This is a genomic window from Streptomyces noursei ATCC 11455 (assembly GCF_001704275.1).
GTDB classification, from domain to species: domain Bacteria; phylum Actinomycetota; class Actinomycetes; order Streptomycetales; family Streptomycetaceae; genus Streptomyces; species Streptomyces noursei.
Map to the genome: position 1 here is coordinate 3,918,201 of NZ_CP011533.1, position 18,665 is coordinate 3,936,865.

The following is an 18,665-nucleotide window of genomic DNA, read 5'->3' on the forward strand; positions in this document are numbered from 1 at the left end:
GTTGAAGCGTGCGGCTCCCCGCATCCCGCGGCGGAGCGGGGAGGAGCGGCACGATGACCATCAGCCTTGAGCGGACCGAACGGATCGAGATGGCCGAGCCCGGTGAGCTGACGTTGGACCAGTTGTTCGATCTACTGGAGCGGATGCCCGTCCCCGAGGGATACAAGGTCGAGATCGTCGAGGGGACCGTTTACATGGCGCCGCAGCGGGACGTCCACTGGGACACCATTTTCGAGGTCGCGACGGCGCTCCGAGAGCGCTTCGGCGGGAAGAAAAGGCTGGTGAAGTCGGACGTACGGATCGACTTCCCCGGCGAAAAGAACGGCTTCTGCCCGGACATCGCCAAGCTCGCCGAGAACGCCAAGAAGGAGAACGGCCGCTGGCGCTGCCAGGACGTCGAGTTCGTGGCGGAGGTCATCTCCAAGGGAACCGGGACCAACGATTACGGTCCCAAGAAGGCGGCGTACGCCGCCGCAGAAATCGCCGTCTATCTCATCATCGACCCCTACCTCGGCCGCTGCCGCGTCTTCACGCACCCCCAGGACGGCGAGTACAAGCGCGACCTCACCCTCGCCTACGGCGAACCGATCGACCTCACCGACACCGTCCTCGGCATGACCCTCCAGACCGAGGATTTCCCGCGCGACTGACGGGCGGCCCGGCGAGCCGTCCCGGACGGCCGCGGACCGCGCGAGACACTGCCGCCATGGCGAGCAAGGCACCCAAGGCAGTACTCCAGGGCGGTCCCGAGGGGATCAGCGAGCGGATCGTCGAGGTGGAGCCCGGAGGGGGCGACCTGAAGGTCGCGTACCGCGGCGGCTACGAGCACTTCCGGCCGACCGCGCGGGAGTGGGACACCGCCGACGGCCGACTGCCGGTCTACGAGTGGTGGGAGCGGACCGAGCTGCCCGGCTAGGGCCTGTCGGCGACGGCGGCCCGGAGGACCCGGGCCGCGGGCGCTCAGCCGGTGGGTGCGAACGACTCCAGTGCGACCTGCTGGACCCCCTCCTGCCGGGGCCAGTCGGATTCCGGCCCCAGGGCGAGGATCGCGAACTGGCGGCCGTCGGGGACGGTGAAGGCGCAGTCCACGGCCTGGACCCGGATGCCCAGGCGGTCGCTGTCGTAGGCGTAGGTCAGCTGGACGGCGCCGGCGCCGGCCGGACCCTGGCGCGGTTCGATGCCCAGTTCCTTGTAGCCGGGGTTGCCGGAGAGCCCCTTGGACGCCTGCTCCAGGGCCTGCCGCGGGGTGAGGTCGGGCTCGGTGATCTGGAAGATCTGCAGCAGGCTGCGGGAGTCCGGCGAGGTGTAGAAGACCCCGGTGGGGCGGAGCTCGCGCTGCCAGCCGTCGGGGACCGCGAGCGTGAAGCCCTTCTCGTCGTGGACGAGGTGGTAGCCGCTGGGGACGGGCGTGGCGGACGCGGAGGCGGTGGGCGACGCGGAGGCCGTTGCGCGGCCGGTCGGGGCGGCGGCGGTGGCGCTGCTCGCCGAGGCCGTCGGCCGGGCGGCCGGCCGGACGTCGGCACCCCGGCCCCACAGGAGGTAGCCGCCGCCGGCACCGACCACGACGACGGCGGCCACCGCACCGGCGATCAGGATCCGGGTCCGGCGGCCGGCGGCCGGGTCGGGGACGGGCCCGCCCGGGGTGTCGGCGCCCGGGTCGTACGACGGGCCGGGCGGGTACTCGGGCGCGGCGGGGCCGGCCGTCGGCCCGGGGGCGGTCGGCGGCGCGGGGGCGGTCGGCGGCGCGGCCGGGCGGGGCGGCATCGGGCCGGTGTACGGGCGGGTGGGACGCGTGGGGCCGGTCTCCCAGGACTGGGTGTCGGGGTTCCAGCGCGGTCCGGAGCCTGCGGGCACGGCCGGTCAGCCCCCCAGGAGGGCGGCGACCGACTGCACCACCGCCGCACCGGAGGACAGCAGCCCCACCACGGCGCTCGCGTCGGTCAGCACCTCGCGCAGCCGGGCCAGCCGGCCGGGGGCGGCGGTGCCGGTGCCGGTGATCTCCTCCTCGGCGCCGGCGAGTTCGGCGGTCAGCGCCCGGACCTCGGGGGTCTCCACGGCCCGGCCGAGGTCCTCGCGCAGGGCGCGGACGGCCCGCAGCAGCTCCTCGTGGGCCGGGTCGGGGGTCACGCCGGCGCCCTGGACGTTGGCGCCGTGGTGGGTGACGGTGTTGTGGTCGCCAATGGCCAAGGCCCCCTGGACGCTGCCGATGTGGATGCCCTTGCCGGATGTGTCGTCTGATGCCACGTCAGGACCTGCCCTTCGGGGAAGCGGAGTCGCTCTTGGGAGCGGGGTCGCCGTTGTTGGTGATGGTGTTGTGGTCGCCGATGCCGACGGCGCCCTGCGCGGACTCGACGTAGACCCCGCCGTCGGCGACGTGCACGATGCGCTGCTCGAACTCGGCGGTCTGGTACCCCGCCTCGTGCAGGGCGCTCTTCACCCCGGCCGCCACCCGCTGCTGGATGGTCTTCAAGTAGCGGGCGACGTCCATGTACTGGAAGAGCGACGCCTCGCCGATCGAGCCCAGTTCGCGGACGGCCGCGGCGGGGCCCTCCGGAAGGGCGGCGCCGTGGCCCTCGGTGGCCAGGCGCCATGCGCCGCCCACCCCGCGCAGCAGGGTGAGCAGCGCCTCGCCGGCGGTGCGGGGGCTGCGGGTCAGCGCCCAGACCGCCTTGCCGAAGTGGTGGTGGTGACGGTACTGGTGGGCGATCCGGTCGGCGTCCTGGAAGAGCGGGCGCAGCGGCCACAGCACGTGCGGCGCCACCTCCATCATCAGCATGCCGCCCTGGGTGTGGACCCGGACGAAGACCGTGGTGACCACGCCCTCGTGCCAACCGCCGACCCGGATCCGCAGGAAGTGCCGGCGGGTCTCGCCGCCCTCCTCCAGGGCGGCGAGACGGTGCGCCTCGAAGGCCACCGGGTCGTACGGCGCGGCGGCGCGGGTCGGCAGGCCGTCGACCGGCAGGAAGACGCACTGGTCGATTTCCAGGGCGCGCAGCCGGTCGCGGACCGCGTCCGCCATCGCCGGTGAGCCGGACGGCACCCGCAGCGCCTCGACGAGGGGGACGATCCGGGCGAGGATCTCGCCGTTGTCCAGCGGCACGGCGGTGCCGTCGGTGCGGGGGACCAACTCCACCGACAGCGACCAGGGTTTGAACGGCTCGCCGGCGCCGCAGAACGGGTCACCGGGGCGGTACATCACCAGCGGCCCGTGCTGCTCGGTCCGCACCCGCTCGCGCAGCCGCTGGAAGCGCAGGCCCTCGGCGCGCTCGGCCGGGTCGGCCATCACGTCGGGGAAGCGCTCCCGGGACAGTTCGCGGGCCAGCGCGCGGGCGAACTGGCCCCGCTGGAGCGCGACCAGGACGGCCACCAGCACCGGCAGCAGCAGCGCCACCCAGATCGCGAACACGGCCGGAACGCCCGTGTCCGAGGTGCCCAGGGCGCCGCCCAGGTCGCTCCATCCGCCGCCGTAGGACGACGACGGGGTGGCGCCGATCTCGGCGAGCAGGGCGTCGATCAGGGCGAGCGGCGACAGCGCCGGCAGGATCCGCGGGAGGCTGCTGGCGAAGGCCAGCAGCGCCAAGCCCACCACGAAGAGCGTCAGCGAGATCCGGGCGTACCACCGCAGGACGAAGGAGACGGACCGGGCCCACCACGACGTCGCCGACAACCTGCGGACGAAACGGGCCAGGCCCAGCAGGACGACCGGGCCGAGGTAGGCCGTCGCCATCCCCTGGGACAGCGGGATGGCGACGATCCACACCAGCAGGATCGCCGCCGACCAGCCGAGTTCGAGCCGGCGGGCGCGCAGGGCGTGGGCGAGCACCCGGGCCGCGTCGATGCCCAGGGAGGGGGCGGCGAACCGCTCCTCGTGGACGTAGAGCTCGTCGATGACGGCGTCGCGGAAGGTCTCGTCGAGGTACGTCCCGGCGCACAGCAGGCGGGTGGCCTCGCTGGCCCCGGGCGGGGTCGTGTGGAGCGGTGCGGGCGCCGCAGCGCCCGCGGATTCCTTGCGCAGTCGTGGCCGGCCCCCCGGCTCCCCCGGCTGCGCGGGCACCTCGTTGCCAGTCATCGGCCTCCCCCGTACCTGCCGTTGCGTGCCACCGCGTATCCGTCACAACGCGCCGGCGCGGTGGGGCGGTTCCGCCGGCGCGCACCGTCACCCGGACGTGTGAAGGCATCGCAGCATAGAGGAGCGGAGGCCATCGTGTCAGCGCGTTATCGGCTCACGACGGGCCGTCAACGGGACGAGCCCGTACGGCCGTTGGGCCGTACGGGCTCGGTGGGGTGGTGTTGCGGCGGGCGCCGGCTCAGATCAGGCCGAGCGCGCGAACCGCCTCGCGCTCCTCCGTCAGCTCCTTGACGGAGGCGTCGATGCGCGTGCGGGAGAACTCGTTGATCTCCAGGCCCTGGACGATCTCGTACTTGCCGTCCTTGGTGGTGACGGGGAAGGAGGAGATCAGGCCCTCCGGGACGCCGTAGGAGCCGTCCGAGGGGATGCCCATGGAGGTCCAGTCGCCGTCGGCGGTGCCGTTGACCCAGGTGTGGACGTGGTCGATGGCGGCGTTGGCCGCGGAGGCGGCGGAGGACGCGCCGCGCGCCTCGATGATCGCCGCGCCGCGCTTGGCGACGGTCGGGATGAAGGTGTCGGCCAGCCACTTCTCGTCGTTGACGGTCTCGGCGGCGTTCTTGCCGGCGACCGTGGCGTGGAAGATGTCCGGGTACTGGGTGGCCGAGTGGTTGCCCCAGATGGTCAGGCGGTGGATCTCGGACACCGGGGTGCCGGTCTTCTGGGCGAGCTGGGTGACCGCGCGGTTGTGGTCCAGGCGGGTCATCGCGGTGAAGCGCTCGCGCGGTACGTCCGGGGCGGCGGCCTGGGCGATCAGCGCGTTGGTGTTGGCGGGGTTGCCGACGACCAGGACCTTGATGTCGTCCGCGGCGTGGTCGTTGATGGCCTTGCCCTGCGGCTTGAAGATGCCGCCGTTGGCCTCCAGCAGGTCGCCGCGCTCCATGCCCTTGGTGCGGGGGCGGGCGCCGACCAGCAGCGCGACGTTGGCGCCGGCGAAGGCCACGTTCGGGTCGTCGGTGATGTCGATGCCCCGGAGCAGGGGGAAGGCGCAGTCGTCCAGCTCCATCGCGGTGCCCTCGGCGGCCTTGAGACCCTGCGGGATCTCCAGCAGGCGCAGCTTGACCGGCACGTCCGCGCCGAGCAGATGGCCGGAGGCGATGCGGAAGAGGAGGGCGTAACCGATCTGGCCGGCGGCGCCGGTCACGGTGACGTTGACGGGAGTGCGGGTCATGGCGATCTCCTGCGCGGTATTCCGGGGGCAAGCCCCTGGACCACCTTGGGTGGCGGTGGGTGTCCCTGCCCATCTATCGAGGTCTCTTGGTATCGAGAGACCCGGCCGTCAGGCTATCGGACCCCCGCCCGGCCCACGTGACGGGCCGGTGTGGGACACCTCACCGGCCGCCACGCCGACCCCGACCGGACCGCCTCGGCGACCGCCGCGCGGGCGGCCGGCGGAGCGGCCCGATCAGGGGGCGACGGCCGCCCGCTCGTGGGAGGGGGAGCGCGGGCGGCCGGCGGTTGTGCCACACCCGTGGGGGGTTGTGGTGCGCATTCCCGGGATCCGCGAGGGCAATCCCCCCTTTTCCGTGCCGGCTCTCCACGGAGGGCGAATCCCGGCCAGGCACGGCGGCCGGCGCCGGCGCGGACTCAGGACGGCGCCATCGCCTTCTGGAGGGCGGCGTCCAGGGCCTCCAGAAACTGGTCGGTGGTGAGCCAGGGCTGGGCGGGGCCGATGAGCAGGGCCAGGTCCCTGGTCATCTGGCCGCCCTCGACGGTCTCCACGCAGACCCGCTCCAGGGTCTGCGCGAAGCGGGTCACCTCGGGGGTGTCGTCGAGCTTGCCGCGGTGCGCCAGGCCGCGGGTCCAGGCGAAGACCGAAGCGACGGGGTTGGTGGAGGTGGCCTTGCCCTGCTGGTGCTGGCGGTAGTGGCGGGTGACGGTGCCGTGCGCCGCCTCGGCCTCGATGGTCCGGCCGTCGGGCGTCATCAGCACCGACGTCATCAGGCCGAGCGAGCCGAAGCCCTGGGCGACGATGTCGGACTGGACGTCGCCGTCGTAGTTCTTGCAGGCCCAGACGTAGCCGCCGGACGACTTCAGGGCGGCGGCCACCATGTCGTCGATCAGCCGGTGCTCGTAGGTCAGGCCGCGGGTCTCGAAGTCGGTCCGGAACTCGCTGTCGAAGACCTCCTGGAAGAGGTCCTTGAAACGGCCGTCGTACTTCTTCAGGATCGTGTTCTTCGTGGACAGGTAGACCGGATAGTTGCGGTCCAGTCCGTAGCGGAACGACGCCCGGGCGAAGTCGCGGATCGAGTCGTCGTGGTTGTACATCGCCAGGGCCACGCCGGCACCCGGGAATTCGTGCACCTCCAGCTCGGTCGGCTCGCCGCCGTCCGCCGGGGCGAAGGTCAGGGTGAGCACGCCGGGGCCGGGGACCTTCAGCTCGGTGGCGCGGTACTGGTCGCCGAAGGCGTGGCGGCCGACGACGATGGGCCGGGTCCAGCCGGGCACCAGCCGGGGCACGTTCTCCATGATGATGGGCTCGCGGAAGATCACGCCGCCGAGGATGTTGCGGATGGTGCCGTTCGGCGAGCGGTACATCGCCTTGAGGTTGAACTCCTCGACCCGGGCCTCGTCCGGGGTGATCGTCGCGCACTTCACCCCGACTCCGTACCGCTGGATGGCGTGCGCGGCGTCGACGGTCACCTGGTCGCTGGTGGCGTCCCGGTGCTCGATGCCGAGGTCGAAGTACTTCAGCTCGATGTCGAGGTACGGGAGGATCAGCCGGTCCCTGATGGACGACCAGATGATGCGGGTCATCTCGTCGCCATCGATGTCGACGACGGGGTTGGCAACCTTGATCTTGGCCATGAGATGGACGTCCCTCTCGCGGTTGGGGCACCCCCCGGACGTCGCCAAGTTACCCGCGTCACACAAGCACGCGGCGCTACGGCACGAGGTGTGCCGCAGCGCCGCGGGACGCTTCCGGACCGGCCCTAACGGACCGTGAAGTGGACGATGTCGTCCAGGAACGGGATGTGGATCCACGGCTTGGGCTGCACCATCATGGCCAGGATCACGATCACGAAGCCCAGTCCGCCGTAGGTGATCAGGTCGGTGAAGCGGGAGCGGACGGCCAGCATCCCCACCGACGGCAGCGCCCACCGCAGCACCGCGCTGCCCAGCAGGGACAGCCCGATCACGATCGAGCCGATCCGGAAGGCGTCCAGCGCGACCAGCAGCAGCCCGAGGCCGACCCCGCCCAGTACGGAGAGCAGCGGCCACTGTCGGGCCGGCGCCGGATAGTCGCCCGAAGCAGCCCGGCCGCCGCCTTCGGGGCGGGCGGTGTCGCGGGTCAGCTGCGGAAAGCGGCGCGAGGTGCGCTGCGGCTCGGACGCACCCTCCGAGTGCGCTTCGGCAGCCATGTGTGGCGGTCAGCCCCTTCCGGTGTCCAGGTCGGTGTCAAGAACGGGTCGAGAGTGCGGGACCGCGGGCGGCGGCCCCTTCCAGGCTCGCACGTCCGGGCCGGTGTGGCCCTTCCCCGTCGGGTGTGGGGCCGGGCCGTGCGGACTAGCCCTGGGCCGCGCGCTCCGCCGCCTCGACGACGTTGACCAGCAGCTGGGCGCGGGTCATCGGGCCGACGCCGCCCGGGTTGGGGGCGACCCAGCCGGCCACCTCGGCGACGCCGGGGTGCACATCGCCGACGATCTTGCCGTTCTCGTCCCGGCTGACGCCGACGTCCAGCACGGCCGCGCCGGGCTTGACGTCCTCGGGCTTGATGATGTGCGGCACACCGGCCGCGGCGACGATGATGTCGGCCTGCTTCAGGTGCGCGGACAGGTCGCGGGTGCCGGTGTGGCACTGGGTGACCGTGGCGTTCTCGGACTTGCGGGTCAGCACCAGCGGCATCGGCCGGCCGATGGTGATGCCCCGGCCGACGACGACCACGTGCGCGCCCTTGATCTCGACGTCGTGCCGCCGCAGCAGCTGGACGATGCCGTACGGGGTGCACGGCAGCGGGCCCTCGATGCCGAGGACCAGGCGGCCCAGGCTCATCGGGTGCAGCCCGTCGGCGTCCTTGGCCGGATCCATCAGCTCCAGCACGCGGTTGGCGTCGATGCCCTTGGGGAGCGGGAGTTGGACGATGTAGCCGGTGCAGGCCGGGTCCTCGTTGAGCTCCCGGACGACGGCCTCGATCTCCTCCTGGGTGGCGGTCTCCGGCAGTTCGCGCTGGATGGACGCGATGCCCACCTGGGCGCAGTCCCGGTGCTTGCCGTTGACGTACCAGCGGCTGCCCGGGTCGTCCCCGACCAGCAGGGTGCCCAGGCCGGGGGTGACACCCTTGGCCTTCAGCGCCTCGACGCGGGCGGTGAGCTCGGACTTGATCGCGGCGGCGGTGGCCTTGCCATCCAGAATCTGGGCAGTCATACCCCCATCCTCCCGGATAGAGGCTCCCGGGTTCCAATCAGGGCGCGCGAACGGCAGTTGTCCTGAAATGATCATTGCGGTTGGACAAAGGCTGACCCCCTTGACTGGACAGAGGGAATCCTCACCTAGAAGGATTGACGCCGCAGTGCCGCAGGCATCGTCGGGGGCGGGCCATGAAAGAACCTGTTTTTCCTCCGAGTCACGCCGCGTCGTCCCCCACTGACACCAACGGAGGAAAGCAGCACCATGAGCTTCGGTGACCCGAACAACCCGTACGGCCAGCAGCCGCAGGCCCCCCAGGGGCCGTACGGCCAGCAGCCGCCGGTCCCGCCGCAGGGCGGTCAGCCGGGCTACGGCTACCCGCAGGGCGCCCCGCAGCAGCCCCAGCAGCCGTACGGCTACCCGCAGCAGGGCCAGGTCCCGCCGCAGGGCCAGCCTGGCTACGGCGGCTACCCGCAGCAGCCGGCGGCCCCGTACGGCCAGCCCGGCATGCCGGGGATGGGGATGGGGATGCCGATGGGTTACGCGAGCTGGGGAGCGCGGGTCGGCGCCCTGCTGGTCGACGGCCTCATCATCGCCGCCGTGCCGATCATCCTGTACATCATCGCCGCGGTCATGGCTGCCAGCTCGGTCTCCTCGGTCACCCCGGACTACTCCCACTGCCCGACGGGCGACTACACCTGCATCCGGGACGCGGCCAACAGCGCCGTGTCGAGCAGCACGCCGGTCGGCGCCATCATCATGATGGCGCTGGCGTGGCTGATCATGGTGGGTGGCAGCTTCTTCCTCATCGCCAAGGAAGGCGCCACCGGCCAGACCCCGGGCAAGAAGGCGCTGGGCATCAAGGTCATCAAGGAGACCACCGTCCAGCCCATGGGCTTCGGCATGACCTTCGTGCGCTACCTCTGCCGCTACCTGAACGGTCTGCTGTGCGGCATCGGCTGGCTGTGGCCGCTGTGGGACGAGAAGAACCAGACGTTCGCGGACAAGATCGTCGGCACCGTGGTCGTGCAGGTTCCCAAGTAATGCCGTAACGGGCCGCACGCAACGCCCCGCACAGCCCAGTGAAGGCCCCCCTCGCAGCAGCGATCGGGGGCCTTCGCGGCGCTCGCCGATACCGCCTCAAGTCGCCTGAAGGACACCGCTCGTGAGCTATCCGAACCCCAACAACCCCTACGGCCCCCCGCCCGGCCAGCAGCCCGGCTACGGCTACCCCCAGCAGCCCCCGCAGCCGCAGCAGCCGATGGCCCCGTACGGCGCCTACCCCGGTGGTGCGATGCCGCCGGCGCAGATGCCGTACCCGACGGTGATGCCGGGCAGCGCCAAGGCGGCCCGGGTGATGATGTTCGTGCTCGCCGCGCTGAACCTCATCGGGCTGGTCCTGGCGGTGCTGGGACTGGGCGGCGTCACCAAGGCGTCGCACCAGGCCTCGTCCTCGCCCTACGCGGACATGTCGGCGTTCAACGTCGGCAAGGGCCTGCTGATCGCGGTCATCGTCATCATCGTGATCTTCACGGTGGCCGGGATCGCGCTCGCCTCCCAGTTCGGCAACGGCGGCGGCGGGGTCCGCGTCGGCAGCATCATCTTCGGCGTCGGCACCATCCTGGTGAGCCTCTTCAGCTTCCCGATCGGCCTGGTCCACACGGTGCTGGGCATCCTGGTGACGGTCTTCGTCTCCAAGGACGAGTCCAACGCCTGGTTCAGCCGGCCGCGTTACTGACCGCGGCGGTACCGCGCACGGCGGAGGGCCGCACCCCGGGCAAGGGGTGCGGCCCTCCGCGCTGTCCGGCCCCGCGGGGCCGGTCGGACCTCAGTGGAAGAAGTGCCGGGTGCCGGTGAAGTACATCGTCACGCCGGCCTTCTGGGCGGCCTCGACGACGAGTTCGTCGCGGATCGAACCGCCGGGCTGGACGATCGCCTTGACGCCGGCGGCGATCAGGATCTCCGGGCCGTCGGGGAACGGGAAGAAGGCGTCCGACGCGGCGTAGGAGCCGCACGCCCGCTCCTCGCCGGCACGCTCCACGGCGAGCTTGCAGGAGTCGACGCGGTTGACCTGGCCCATGCCCACGCCCACCGACGCGCCGTCCTTGGCGAGCAGGATCGCGTTGGACTTCACCGCGCGGCACGCCTTCCAGGCGAACGCCAGCTCGGCCAACTCCTCGGCGGACAGCGCCTCTCCGGTGGCCAGGGTCCAGGTGGCGGGGTCGTCGCCCTCGGCCTGGAAGACGTCGGTGTGCTGGAGCACCGCGCCGCCCGAGAGCAGCTTGAGGTCGCCGGGCTGGTGCGGGGTGCCGTCGACCTTCAGGACCCGGATGTTCTTCTTGCGGGCGAGGATCTCGACCGCGCCGTCCTCGTACGCCGGGGCCGCGATGACCTCGGTGAAGATCTCCGCGACCTGCTCGGCGAGGGCGACGGTCACCGGGCGGTTCACCGCGATCACGCCGCCGTACGCGGACACCGGGTCGCAGGCGTGCGCCTTGCGGTGCGCCTCGGCGACGTCCGCGCCGATCGCGATGCCGCACGGGTTGGCGTGCTTGATGATCGCCACGCAGGGCTCATCGTGGTCGTAGGCGGCGCGGCGGGCGGCCTCGGTGTCCACGTAGTTGTTGAAGGACATCTCCTTGCCGTGCAGCTGCTCGGCGTTGGCGATGCCGCCCGGCTGGCCGTCCACGTAGAGGGCGGCGGCCTGGTGCGGGTTCTCGCCGTAGCGCAGGGTGCTGCGGCGCTCCCAGGTCTCGCCGAGGAACTCGGGCAGCGCGGCCCCGTCCGCCTCCGGCGCGTAGACGTTGGTCATCCAGGCGGCGACGGCCACGTCGTAGGCGGCGGTGTGCTGGAACGCCTCGGCGGCCAGCCGCTTGCGGGCGGCCAGGTCGAAGCCGCCGCCGTTGACCGCGGCGAGGACGTCGGCGTACCGCTCGGGGCTGGTGACCACGGCGACCGAGGGGTGGTTCTTGGCGGCGGCGCGGACCATCGAGGGGCCGCCGATGTCGATCTGCTCGACGCACTCGTCCGGGGTGGCGCCGGAGGCGACGGTCTCCTTGAACGGGTAGAGGTTCACCACCACCAGGTCGAACGGCTCGACGCCGAGGTCGGCCAGCTGCTGCTGGTGGTCCGCGAGGCGCAGGTCGGCGAGGATGCCGGCGTGGACCTTGGGGTGCAGGGTCTTGACCCGGCCGTCGAGGCACTCCGGGAAGCCGGTGAGTTCCTCGACCTTGGTGACCGGCACCCCGGCGGCGGCGATCTTCCCGGCCGTCGATCCGGTCGAGACCAGCTGGACGCCCGCCGCGTGCAGCCCCTGGGCCAGCTCCTCCAGCCCGGACTTGTCGTAGACGCTGACCAGCGCGCGGCGGATGGGCCGCTGCGTACCTTCGGTGGCGGTCACGAGATACGTACCTTTCGTCCCTCTATGTGGTAGCCGTGACGGGCCAGGCGCCCCACGACCTCGACGAGCAGCGATCGCTCGACTTCCTTGATGCGCTCATGCAGCGCGGGTTCGTCGTCCTCTTCCCGGACCTCGACCACGCCCTGGGCGATGATCGGGCCGGTGTCGACGCCGTCGTCGACGAAGTGGACGGTGCAGCCGGTGACCTTCGCGCCGTACGCGAGGGCGTCGCGGACGCCGTGGGCACCGGGAAAGCTGGGCAGCAGCGCCGGGTGGGTGTTGATCGTCCGGCCGCCGAAGCGGGCCAGGAACTCCTTGCCGAGGATCTTCATGAAGCCGGCCGAGACCACCAGGTCCGGGGCGTGCGCGGCGGTCGCCTCGGTGAGCGCCGCGTCCCAGGCCGCGCGGTCCGGGTGGTCCTTGACCCGGCAGACGAACGTCGGCAGCCCGGCCCGCTCGGCGCGCTCCAGACCGACGATCCCGGCGCGGTCGGCGCCCACGGCCACGATCTCGGCGCCGTACTCCGCGGCGCCCTCCTCGGCGATGGCGTCGAGCAGCGCCTGGAGGTTGGTGCCCGAACCGGAGACGAGTACCACGATGCGGGCCGGGGCGGAGCGAGCGGGAAGAGAAGAGGAGGCCACGGTGGGGTCTTTCTCGCCAGGTCTTGCGGGTCTGGGGGCTGTGCGGGGCTCTACAGGGCTTTGTGCGGTCGTACAAAGCGAGGGGTTCCGTGAATCCGGGGAACCCTACGAAGGCGCCGACCGTCAGCAACGATACCGGCACACCGCGCGGCCCCCGCGGGACGGGGGCGGACACGGGAGGTAGCGTCAGGCGAGAGATCGCATGCAGTTCATGGTGACCGCACGCCCGGCCCACCCGCCGGACGGACGCCCACGACAAGGGGAAGACTCACTCCAGATGCCGGACCGACGCCGCCGCGCGGCTCTCCTCCTCCCTCCCCCGGCCATCGCCGGGTGGCACCCCCAGCCCACCACCGCCCCGGGGCTGGTCCTCCTGCCGCGCGAGCGCAAGTCGTCGTCCGACCCGGACGCACCGTCCGACGGCACCCCGGGCCCGTCCACCTCCGCCGGGCAGGACGACAACCCGTTCGCGCCGCCGCCGGCCGACGCCCCCGACCAGGAGTGGCGCCCGCGCCCGCACCTCACCGGGCAGGCGCAGGGGGACGCGGGCGACGGCGAGGAGCAGCGGCCGCAGGACCAGCCCCCGGCATGGGGCAGCCAGTGGAGCAGCCGCCAGCCGGGCCGGCAGGGCGGCGGCTTCGGCAGCCGGCCGGGCCGGGGCGGCGGCCAGGGCGGGCCCGGCGGACCGGGCGGCGGCGGCCCCGGCGGGCTGCGCTGGGACCCGACCGACCCGCTCCAGCGACGGGCCCGCTACGCCCTGCTGGCAGGCATGTGGGCGTTCTTCTTCGTGCTCTTCAGCCTGCCGGAGGTGGCGCTGCTGCTGGGCTCGCTCTCCCTCTACTGGGGCATCAGCGCGCTGCGCGGCAAGCCCGTCCCGAAGAAGGCGGGCGCCGCGGCGCCCGAGGGGAACCCGGCCGGCGGCGCCACCCCGCCCCCGCCGGGGCGTCCGGGCGGTGTCGCGGGCCCGGCGACCCGGCCGCAGACCACCGCCGCGATCGCCGGTCTGGTGACCGCCTCGCTGGCGCTGATGATGGTGGCCGCGACCTTCACCGTCCAGGTCGTCTACCGCGACTACTTCACCTGCGTGAACGATGCGCTGACCCAGTCGGCGAGCAAGTCCTGCGAGAACCTCCTCCCGCCGCAGCTCCGACCGCTGCTCAGCCAGCAGCAGCAGTAGCGGCCGTTTCCGTCAGCGGTCGTTCCCGTCGTGGTGGTGGGAACGGCCGGTGGCCGGTGGCCCGGAGCGGGTGGGGGGGCGTCGGGGCGTGCGCCGTCAGGCGGCGGTCCCCCGGCCCTTCGCCCGACCTTCCCGGCCGCCTTTCCTGCCGCCGCCCCCGGCACCGTCCCCCTCGGCGGCACCGCCTGGCACCTCCTCGGGCCGGACGTCGTGGCCCTCCTGCCGGCCCGTGTCCCCCGTGCCCTCCGTCCGCTCGCCCTCCTCCCGGCGGTTGCGCCGGCCGGTGCCGGTGGCCCGGAGAACGCCCCGGCCGATCCGCCGCCCGGCCCTCCGTCCCGTCTCCGGGCCCGGCTGTCCGTGGCCCGCCCGGGTGCGGCGGAACAGGAGGCCGGGCAGGGCGCGGAGGCGCACCGACCGGCCCTCCGCCACCCGTCGCCCGGCCCGTCGCCAGGCGCGCAGGCCCAGCGCCCCGGGCACCCCGGCCAGCGCCGTCCAACCCGCCGCCGCCAGGCCGATCAGCCAGCCGCGGGGGCCGAACGAGGCGAGTGCGCCCCGGCCCAGCGCGCCGCCGGCCAGCATCCCGAGCACCGCCGTCGCCAGGCCGCACAGGGCGGCCGCCACGGCCGCCGTCCCGGCCGTCCGTCCCCACGAACGGTGCCCCTCGCCGGCCGCGTACCGGGTCAGCAGCACCACCGCGGCGGCCGGCACCACCAGGGCCGGCGCCTCCGACCACCAACTTCCAGGGCCCGGGTCCGGCAGGCCGCTGAGCAGCGGGAAGTGCGGCAGCGCGGGGCGCGGTGAGGTGCCCAGCGGCCCGACGGTGCTGCCCGCGCCGACGGTGAAGCCGGGCCCCAGGCCGTAGGCGGCGCCCCAGACGGCCGCGTTGGGGAGCAGGGTGAGGCAGAGCAGCAGCACCGTGCAGCAACCGGCCCAGTCGGGGGCGAGCTGGCTCAGGTCGTCGGCGAGCCGGCCGGGGTGCAGGGCCAGGCCGAGGAGGGTGAGCGTCGCGCCGGAGGCGAGCAGGGCGAGGGTGGCGGCGGCGGCCGCTTTGAGGGCGGTGTCGAGGCGGGGGCCGGTGAGCGCGGCGCGGAGGCCGGCCGGCAACCTCCGGAAGGCGCGCGGCACACGGGCCGGCAGGAGGGCCACGGCGTCCGGTCCGAGGATGTGCCAGGCGGTGCCGCCGAGGGTGGCGGCGGCGGTGCCGGGGACGGCCAGCAGCGCGGCGAGCGGCGCGGCGGTCAGCCGGCCGGTGGAGGTGTAGAGCAGCGCCCCGGCGGCGACCGCCAGGTACCCGGCCAGCAGGGCGCCGAGCAGGGTGCGCGGGGCGACCGCGGAGCCGTCGTCGGGGCGCTGCTCGGCGGCCGAGGCCAGGGTGTCCCGGGCGGCGCGGTGGAGCAGCCAGACCGGGAGTGTGGCCAGCAGCAGCGGGGTCACGCCGACCGGCGCCGGGACGCCGGACGCCGTCGCCTCACGGACCAGGCCCCCGCCGTGCGCCATGAACCACAGGCCGGCGGCCAGGTGCAGCGCCCGTGAGGGACCGCTGTCCGGGTACGGGGAGACGACCCAGAGCAGCAGGACGGCGACCGCGAGCGCGCCGAGGCCGAGGCCGGCGGCGGTCACCCCGCTGACGACGGCGGTGCCGATCGCCGAGGAGCGCTGCGCGGCGGTCCGGCCGTGTGAGGACAACGTGGTACCGCGTTCGGTCAATTGACTCACGCCGCCATGCTGCCAATAACATCGCTTTCCACCACGTATCGGGCATCCGTCCGACGTGTCGCGCGAGATCCACGGCCCGGCGTTTTCAGACTTCCGGTATGAGCGAGCGCGACCGGAGGCAGCCCGAGAAATTTTCCGACGTCACATCAGAGAGCCGTGGCCAGAACAGACTTGACTGTCCGTCAGTCGACTTCGACGCGCTGCACGGCGCGCACGCCGGGCCGTTGATCCAGCAGGCGACGCTGCTCACCGGGCGGGCCCGGCTCGCCCGGCGGGCCGTCGAGCGGGCGTTCCAGTCGGCCTGGCAGCGCTGGCCGGAGGTGCGGGCGGATCCGGATCCGGTGGGGTGGGTGCGGGCGGCGGCGTACGAGTACGCGCTGGCGCCCTGGCGGCGGCTGTTCCCCGGGCTGCGGCCCGCCGAGCGGCCCCGGCCCGGGACACCCGCGCCGCCGCCGGCCGCGCCGCGGGACCATGCGCTGCTGACGGCCGTGCTCGCGCTGCCCGTCCCCTACCGTCGCACCCTGCTGCTGCACGACGGGGTCGGGCTGGGGCTGCACGAGACCGCGGCCGAGGTGGAGGCCAGTACACCGGCGGCGACCGGGCGGCTGACGCACGCCCGGGAGTGCCTGGCCGAGCAGTTGCCGGAACTGGGGCTCAAGGGGCTGCCGCCGGACCGTCAGGGCGCGGTGCTGCACGCCCGGCTGGGCGCGCTGGCGGCGTCCCGCCCGGCGGTGCCGCCGCCCGCGCACGACGTCCGGGCCGGCGCGGAGCGGCGGGCCCGGCTGACCACCCGCGCCGGGTTCGGGGCGACCGGGCTGCTGGCGGTGGTGGCGCTGGCGGTGTCGCTCGGCACACCGGACGGCTATCGCCCGCCGCCGCGGCGGCCGGCCATGGCCGCCTCGTACGCACCGGCCGCGCCGTCCGCCGCCGGCCGACCGGCGGATCCCTCAGTGGTCCGGCACACGCACCGGCCGAGCCACCACCGCGAGGCCGGGCGGCCCGGGCGGCCCGGGAAGTCCCGGCACCGCTCGCTGCCGCCCGGCGCCCGGCTCCGCCCGGACGTCCGCTGAGCGCTTCGCCCGTAGCGGAAACGGCCGTGGGCCCGCACCCGGGAGGGGTGCGGGCCCACGGCCGTGGTACAGCGGGCGCCGCGTCAGCCGTTGAGGATCTCGCGGGCCAGCAGCGCGGTCTCGGACGGGGTCTTGCCGACCTTCACGCCCGCGGCCTCCAGGGCCTCCTTCTTCGCCTGGGCGGTGCCGGACGAGCCGGACACGATGGCGCCGGCGTGGCCCATCGTCTTGCCCTCGGGCGCGGTGAAGCCCGCCACGTAGCCGACGACCGGCTTGGTGACGTGCTCCTTGATGAAGTCGGCGGCCCGCTCCTCGGCGTCGCCGCCGATCTCACCGATCATCACGATCAGGTCGGTGTCGGGGTCCTCCTGGAACGCCGCCAGGGCGTCGATGTGGGTGGTGCCGATGACCGGGTCGCCACCGATGCCGACGGCCGAGGAGAAGCCGATGTCGCGCAGCTCGTACATCATCTGGTACGTCAGCGTGCCGGACTTCGACACCAGGCCGATGCGGCCCGGCTTGGTGATGTCGCCCGGGATGATGCCGGCGTTGGACTGGCCGGGGGTGATCAGGCCGGGGCAGTTCGGGCCGATGATCCGGGTCGTGTCGCCCTTCGACTTCGCGTACGCGTAGAACGCGGCGGAGTCGTGGACGGCGATGCCCTCGGTGATGACGACGGCGAGCGGGATCTCGGCGTCGATCGCCTCGACGACGGCGGCCTTGGCGAAGGCCGGCGGCACGAAGAGGACGGAGACGTTGGCGCCCGTCTTCTCCATCGCCTCCTTGACGGAGCCGAAGACCGGGACCTCGGTGCCGTCGAAGTCGACGCTGGTGCCGGCCTTGCGCGGGTTGACACCACCGACGATGTTGGTGCCGTCACCGAGCATGAGCTTGGTGTGCTTCATGCCGGTGGCGCCGGTCATCCCCTGGACGATGACCTTGCTGTCCTTGGTGAGGAAGATAGCCATGGTTGTTGGAGTCCTCGTCCCTTACTTGGCCGCGGCCAGCTCGGCGGCCTTGTCGGCCGCACCGTCCATCGTGTCCACACGCTGCACCAGCGGGTGGTTGGCGTCCGAGAGGATCTTGCGACCCAGCTCGGCGTTGTTGCCGTCGAGGCGGACGACCAGCGGCTTGCTGACGTTCTCGCCCTTGGACTTCAGGAGCTCCAGGGCCTGCACGATGCCGTTGGCGACCTCGTCGCACGCGGTGATGCCACCGAAGACGTTGACGAACACGGACTTCACGTCCGGGTCGCCGAGGATGATCTCCAGGCCGTTCGCCATGACCTCGGCGGAGGCGCCGCCACCGATGTCGAGGAAGTTGGCGGGCTTGACGCCACCGTGGTTCTCACCGGCGTAGGCGACGACGTCCAGGGTGCTCATGACGAGACCCGCGCCGTTGCCGATGATGCCGACCTGGCCGTCGAGCTTGACGTAGTTCAGGCCCTTGGCCTTGGCCGCGGCTTCGAGCGGGTTAGCCGCGTCCTTGTCCTCCAGGGCCTCGTGCTCCGGCTGGCGGAACTCGGCGTTGGCGTCCAGGGAGACCTTGCCGTCGAGGGCGAGGACGTCACCGGAGGCGACCTTGGCCAGCGGGTTGACCTCGACCAGGAGGGCGTCCTCCTTGACGAAGGTCTGCCACAGGGTGACCAGCACCTCGGCGACCTGCTCGGCGACCTCGGCCGGGAACTTCGCCTGGGCGACGATCTCGCGGGCCTTCTCGATGGAGACGCCCTCGTTGGCGTCGACCGGGACCTTGGCGAGCTTCTCGGGGGTCGTCGCGGCGACCTCCTCGATGTCCATGCCGCCCGCGACCGAGGCCATGGCCAGGAAGGTGCGGTTGGTGCGGTCCAGGAGGTAGGAGACGTAGTACTCCTCGACGATCTCCGGGGCCGTCTCGGCGATCATCACCTTGTGGACCGTGTGGCCCTTGATGTCCATGCCGAGGATGTCCGTCGCGCGGGCGACGGCCTCGTCCGGCGTGGCGGCCAGCTTCACGCCGCCGGCCTTGCCACGGCCACCGACCTTCACCTGCGCCTTGACGACCGACTTGCCGCCAAGGCGCTCAGTCGCCGCGCGCGCCGCCTCAGGCGTGTCGATGACTTCACCGGCCAGCACCGGTACACCGTGCTTGGCGAAGAGGTCCCTCGCCTGGTACTCGAACAGGTCCACGCGCGTCCGTCCCTTGTCTT

Annotated in this window: 18 protein-coding genes; 6 read left to right on the forward strand and 12 right to left on the reverse strand. The window is 72.9% G+C overall.

The window, feature by feature from the left end:
* Positions 1 to 53: 53 nt before the first annotated feature.
* On the forward strand, positions 54 to 650 hold the full coding sequence (locus SNOUR_RS16315; RefSeq protein WP_067347660.1) for a Uma2 family endonuclease: 597 nt from the start codon (positions 54 to 56) through the stop codon (positions 648 to 650).
* Between the two features lie 56 nt (positions 651 to 706).
* Positions 707 to 916: a DUF5988 family protein gene (locus tag SNOUR_RS16320; RefSeq protein WP_067347662.1), complete on the forward strand. Its 210-nt coding sequence runs from the start codon at positions 707 to 709 to the stop codon at positions 914 to 916.
* A 44-nt stretch (positions 917 to 960) separates the two neighbouring features.
* Here SNOUR_RS16320 and SNOUR_RS16325 read toward each other — a convergent pair whose 3' ends face one another.
* From SNOUR_RS16325 to SNOUR_RS16355, 7 genes are all read right to left on the reverse strand, one after another.
* Positions 961 to 1,854, reverse strand: a complete 894-nt coding sequence (locus SNOUR_RS16325; RefSeq protein WP_067347665.1) for a serine/threonine kinase C-terminal domain-containing protein — start codon at positions 1,852 to 1,854, stop codon at positions 961 to 963.
* Positions 1,855 to 1,860: 6 nt separating this feature from the next.
* Positions 1,861 to 2,244 carry a hypothetical protein gene (locus SNOUR_RS16330; RefSeq protein ID WP_067347668.1) on the reverse strand — a complete coding sequence of 128 codons (384 nt, stop codon included), beginning with the start codon at positions 2,242 to 2,244 and terminating at the stop codon, positions 1,861 to 1,863.
* A 1-nt stretch (position 2,245) separates the two neighbouring features.
* Positions 2,246 to 4,069: an AbeC-like domain-containing protein gene (locus tag SNOUR_RS16335; protein WP_067347670.1), complete on the reverse strand. Its 1,824-nt coding sequence runs from the start codon at positions 4,067 to 4,069 to the stop codon at positions 2,246 to 2,248.
* 238 nt (positions 4,070 to 4,307) lie between these two features.
* Positions 4,308 to 5,297, reverse strand: coding sequence for a malate dehydrogenase (locus tag SNOUR_RS16340; protein WP_067347673.1), 990 nt, complete (start codon positions 5,295 to 5,297; stop codon positions 4,308 to 4,310).
* Between the two features lie 416 nt (positions 5,298 to 5,713).
* Positions 5,714 to 6,934 carry an NADP-dependent isocitrate dehydrogenase gene (locus SNOUR_RS16345; RefSeq protein ID WP_067347676.1) on the reverse strand — a complete coding sequence of 407 codons (1,221 nt, stop codon included), beginning with the start codon at positions 6,932 to 6,934 and terminating at the stop codon, positions 5,714 to 5,716.
* Positions 6,935 to 7,059: 125 nt separating this feature from the next.
* Positions 7,060 to 7,488, reverse strand: a complete 429-nt coding sequence (locus SNOUR_RS16350) for a DUF3017 domain-containing protein (RefSeq protein ID WP_067347678.1) — start codon at positions 7,486 to 7,488, stop codon at positions 7,060 to 7,062.
* 145 nt (positions 7,489 to 7,633) lie between these two features.
* Positions 7,634 to 8,491, reverse strand: coding sequence for a bifunctional methylenetetrahydrofolate dehydrogenase/methenyltetrahydrofolate cyclohydrolase (locus tag SNOUR_RS16355; RefSeq protein ID WP_067347681.1), 858 nt, complete (start codon positions 8,489 to 8,491; stop codon positions 7,634 to 7,636).
* Positions 8,492 to 8,737: 246 nt separating this feature from the next.
* Between SNOUR_RS16355 and SNOUR_RS16360 the strand changes: the two genes are divergently transcribed.
* Together SNOUR_RS16360 and SNOUR_RS16365 are read left to right on the forward strand one after the other, a co-directional pair.
* Complete coding sequence (locus SNOUR_RS16360) at positions 8,738 to 9,517, forward strand: RDD family protein (protein WP_067347684.1); 780 nt, start codon at positions 8,738 to 8,740, stop codon at positions 9,515 to 9,517.
* Between the two features lie 121 nt (positions 9,518 to 9,638).
* Positions 9,639 to 10,211: a hypothetical protein gene (locus tag SNOUR_RS16365; protein ID WP_067347686.1), complete on the forward strand. Its 573-nt coding sequence runs from the start codon at positions 9,639 to 9,641 to the stop codon at positions 10,209 to 10,211.
* Positions 10,212 to 10,301: 90 nt separating this feature from the next.
* On the opposite strand, the gene purH is transcribed toward SNOUR_RS16365, so the two are convergent.
* Positions 10,302 to 11,873, reverse strand: coding sequence for a bifunctional phosphoribosylaminoimidazolecarboxamide formyltransferase/IMP cyclohydrolase (gene purH / locus SNOUR_RS16370; RefSeq protein WP_067347689.1), 1,572 nt, complete (start codon positions 11,871 to 11,873; stop codon positions 10,302 to 10,304).
* Positions 11,870 to 12,514 (reverse strand): phosphoribosylglycinamide formyltransferase, encoded by a 645-nt coding sequence (purN, locus tag SNOUR_RS16375; protein WP_067347690.1) that lies wholly within the window; start codon positions 12,512 to 12,514, stop codon positions 11,870 to 11,872. Before purN ends, purH begins: the two co-directional genes overlap by 4 nt.
* A 277-nt stretch (positions 12,515 to 12,791) precedes the next feature.
* On the opposite strand from purN, the gene SNOUR_RS16380 reads away from it, so the two are divergent.
* On the forward strand, positions 12,792 to 13,691 hold the full coding sequence (locus SNOUR_RS16380) for a hypothetical protein (RefSeq protein WP_312632594.1): 900 nt from the start codon (positions 12,792 to 12,794) through the stop codon (positions 13,689 to 13,691).
* A 96-nt stretch (positions 13,692 to 13,787) separates the two neighbouring features.
* Here SNOUR_RS16380 and SNOUR_RS16385 read toward each other — a convergent pair whose 3' ends face one another.
* Positions 13,788 to 15,407 (reverse strand): cell division protein PerM, encoded by a 1,620-nt coding sequence (locus SNOUR_RS16385; protein ID WP_174717875.1) that lies wholly within the window; start codon positions 15,405 to 15,407, stop codon positions 13,788 to 13,790.
* A 98-nt stretch (positions 15,408 to 15,505) separates the two neighbouring features.
* On the opposite strand from SNOUR_RS16385, the gene SNOUR_RS16390 reads away from it, so the two are divergent.
* Positions 15,506 to 16,477, forward strand: coding sequence for a SigE family RNA polymerase sigma factor (locus SNOUR_RS16390; RefSeq protein WP_312632595.1), 972 nt, complete (start codon positions 15,506 to 15,508; stop codon positions 16,475 to 16,477).
* An 83-nt stretch (positions 16,478 to 16,560) separates the two neighbouring features.
* Here the strand turns inward: SNOUR_RS16390 and sucD are convergent, their stop codons facing one another.
* Entirely contained in the window at positions 16,561 to 17,445 is an 885-nt protein-coding gene (gene sucD, locus SNOUR_RS16395) for a succinate--CoA ligase subunit alpha (protein ID WP_039633546.1), read from the reverse strand.
* A gap of 21 nt (positions 17,446 to 17,466) precedes the next feature.
* On the reverse strand, positions 17,467 to 18,645 hold the full coding sequence (gene sucC / locus SNOUR_RS16400; RefSeq protein ID WP_067347695.1) for an ADP-forming succinate--CoA ligase subunit beta: 1,179 nt from the start codon (positions 18,643 to 18,645) through the stop codon (positions 17,467 to 17,469).
* Positions 18,646 to 18,665: the final 20 nt, after the last annotated feature.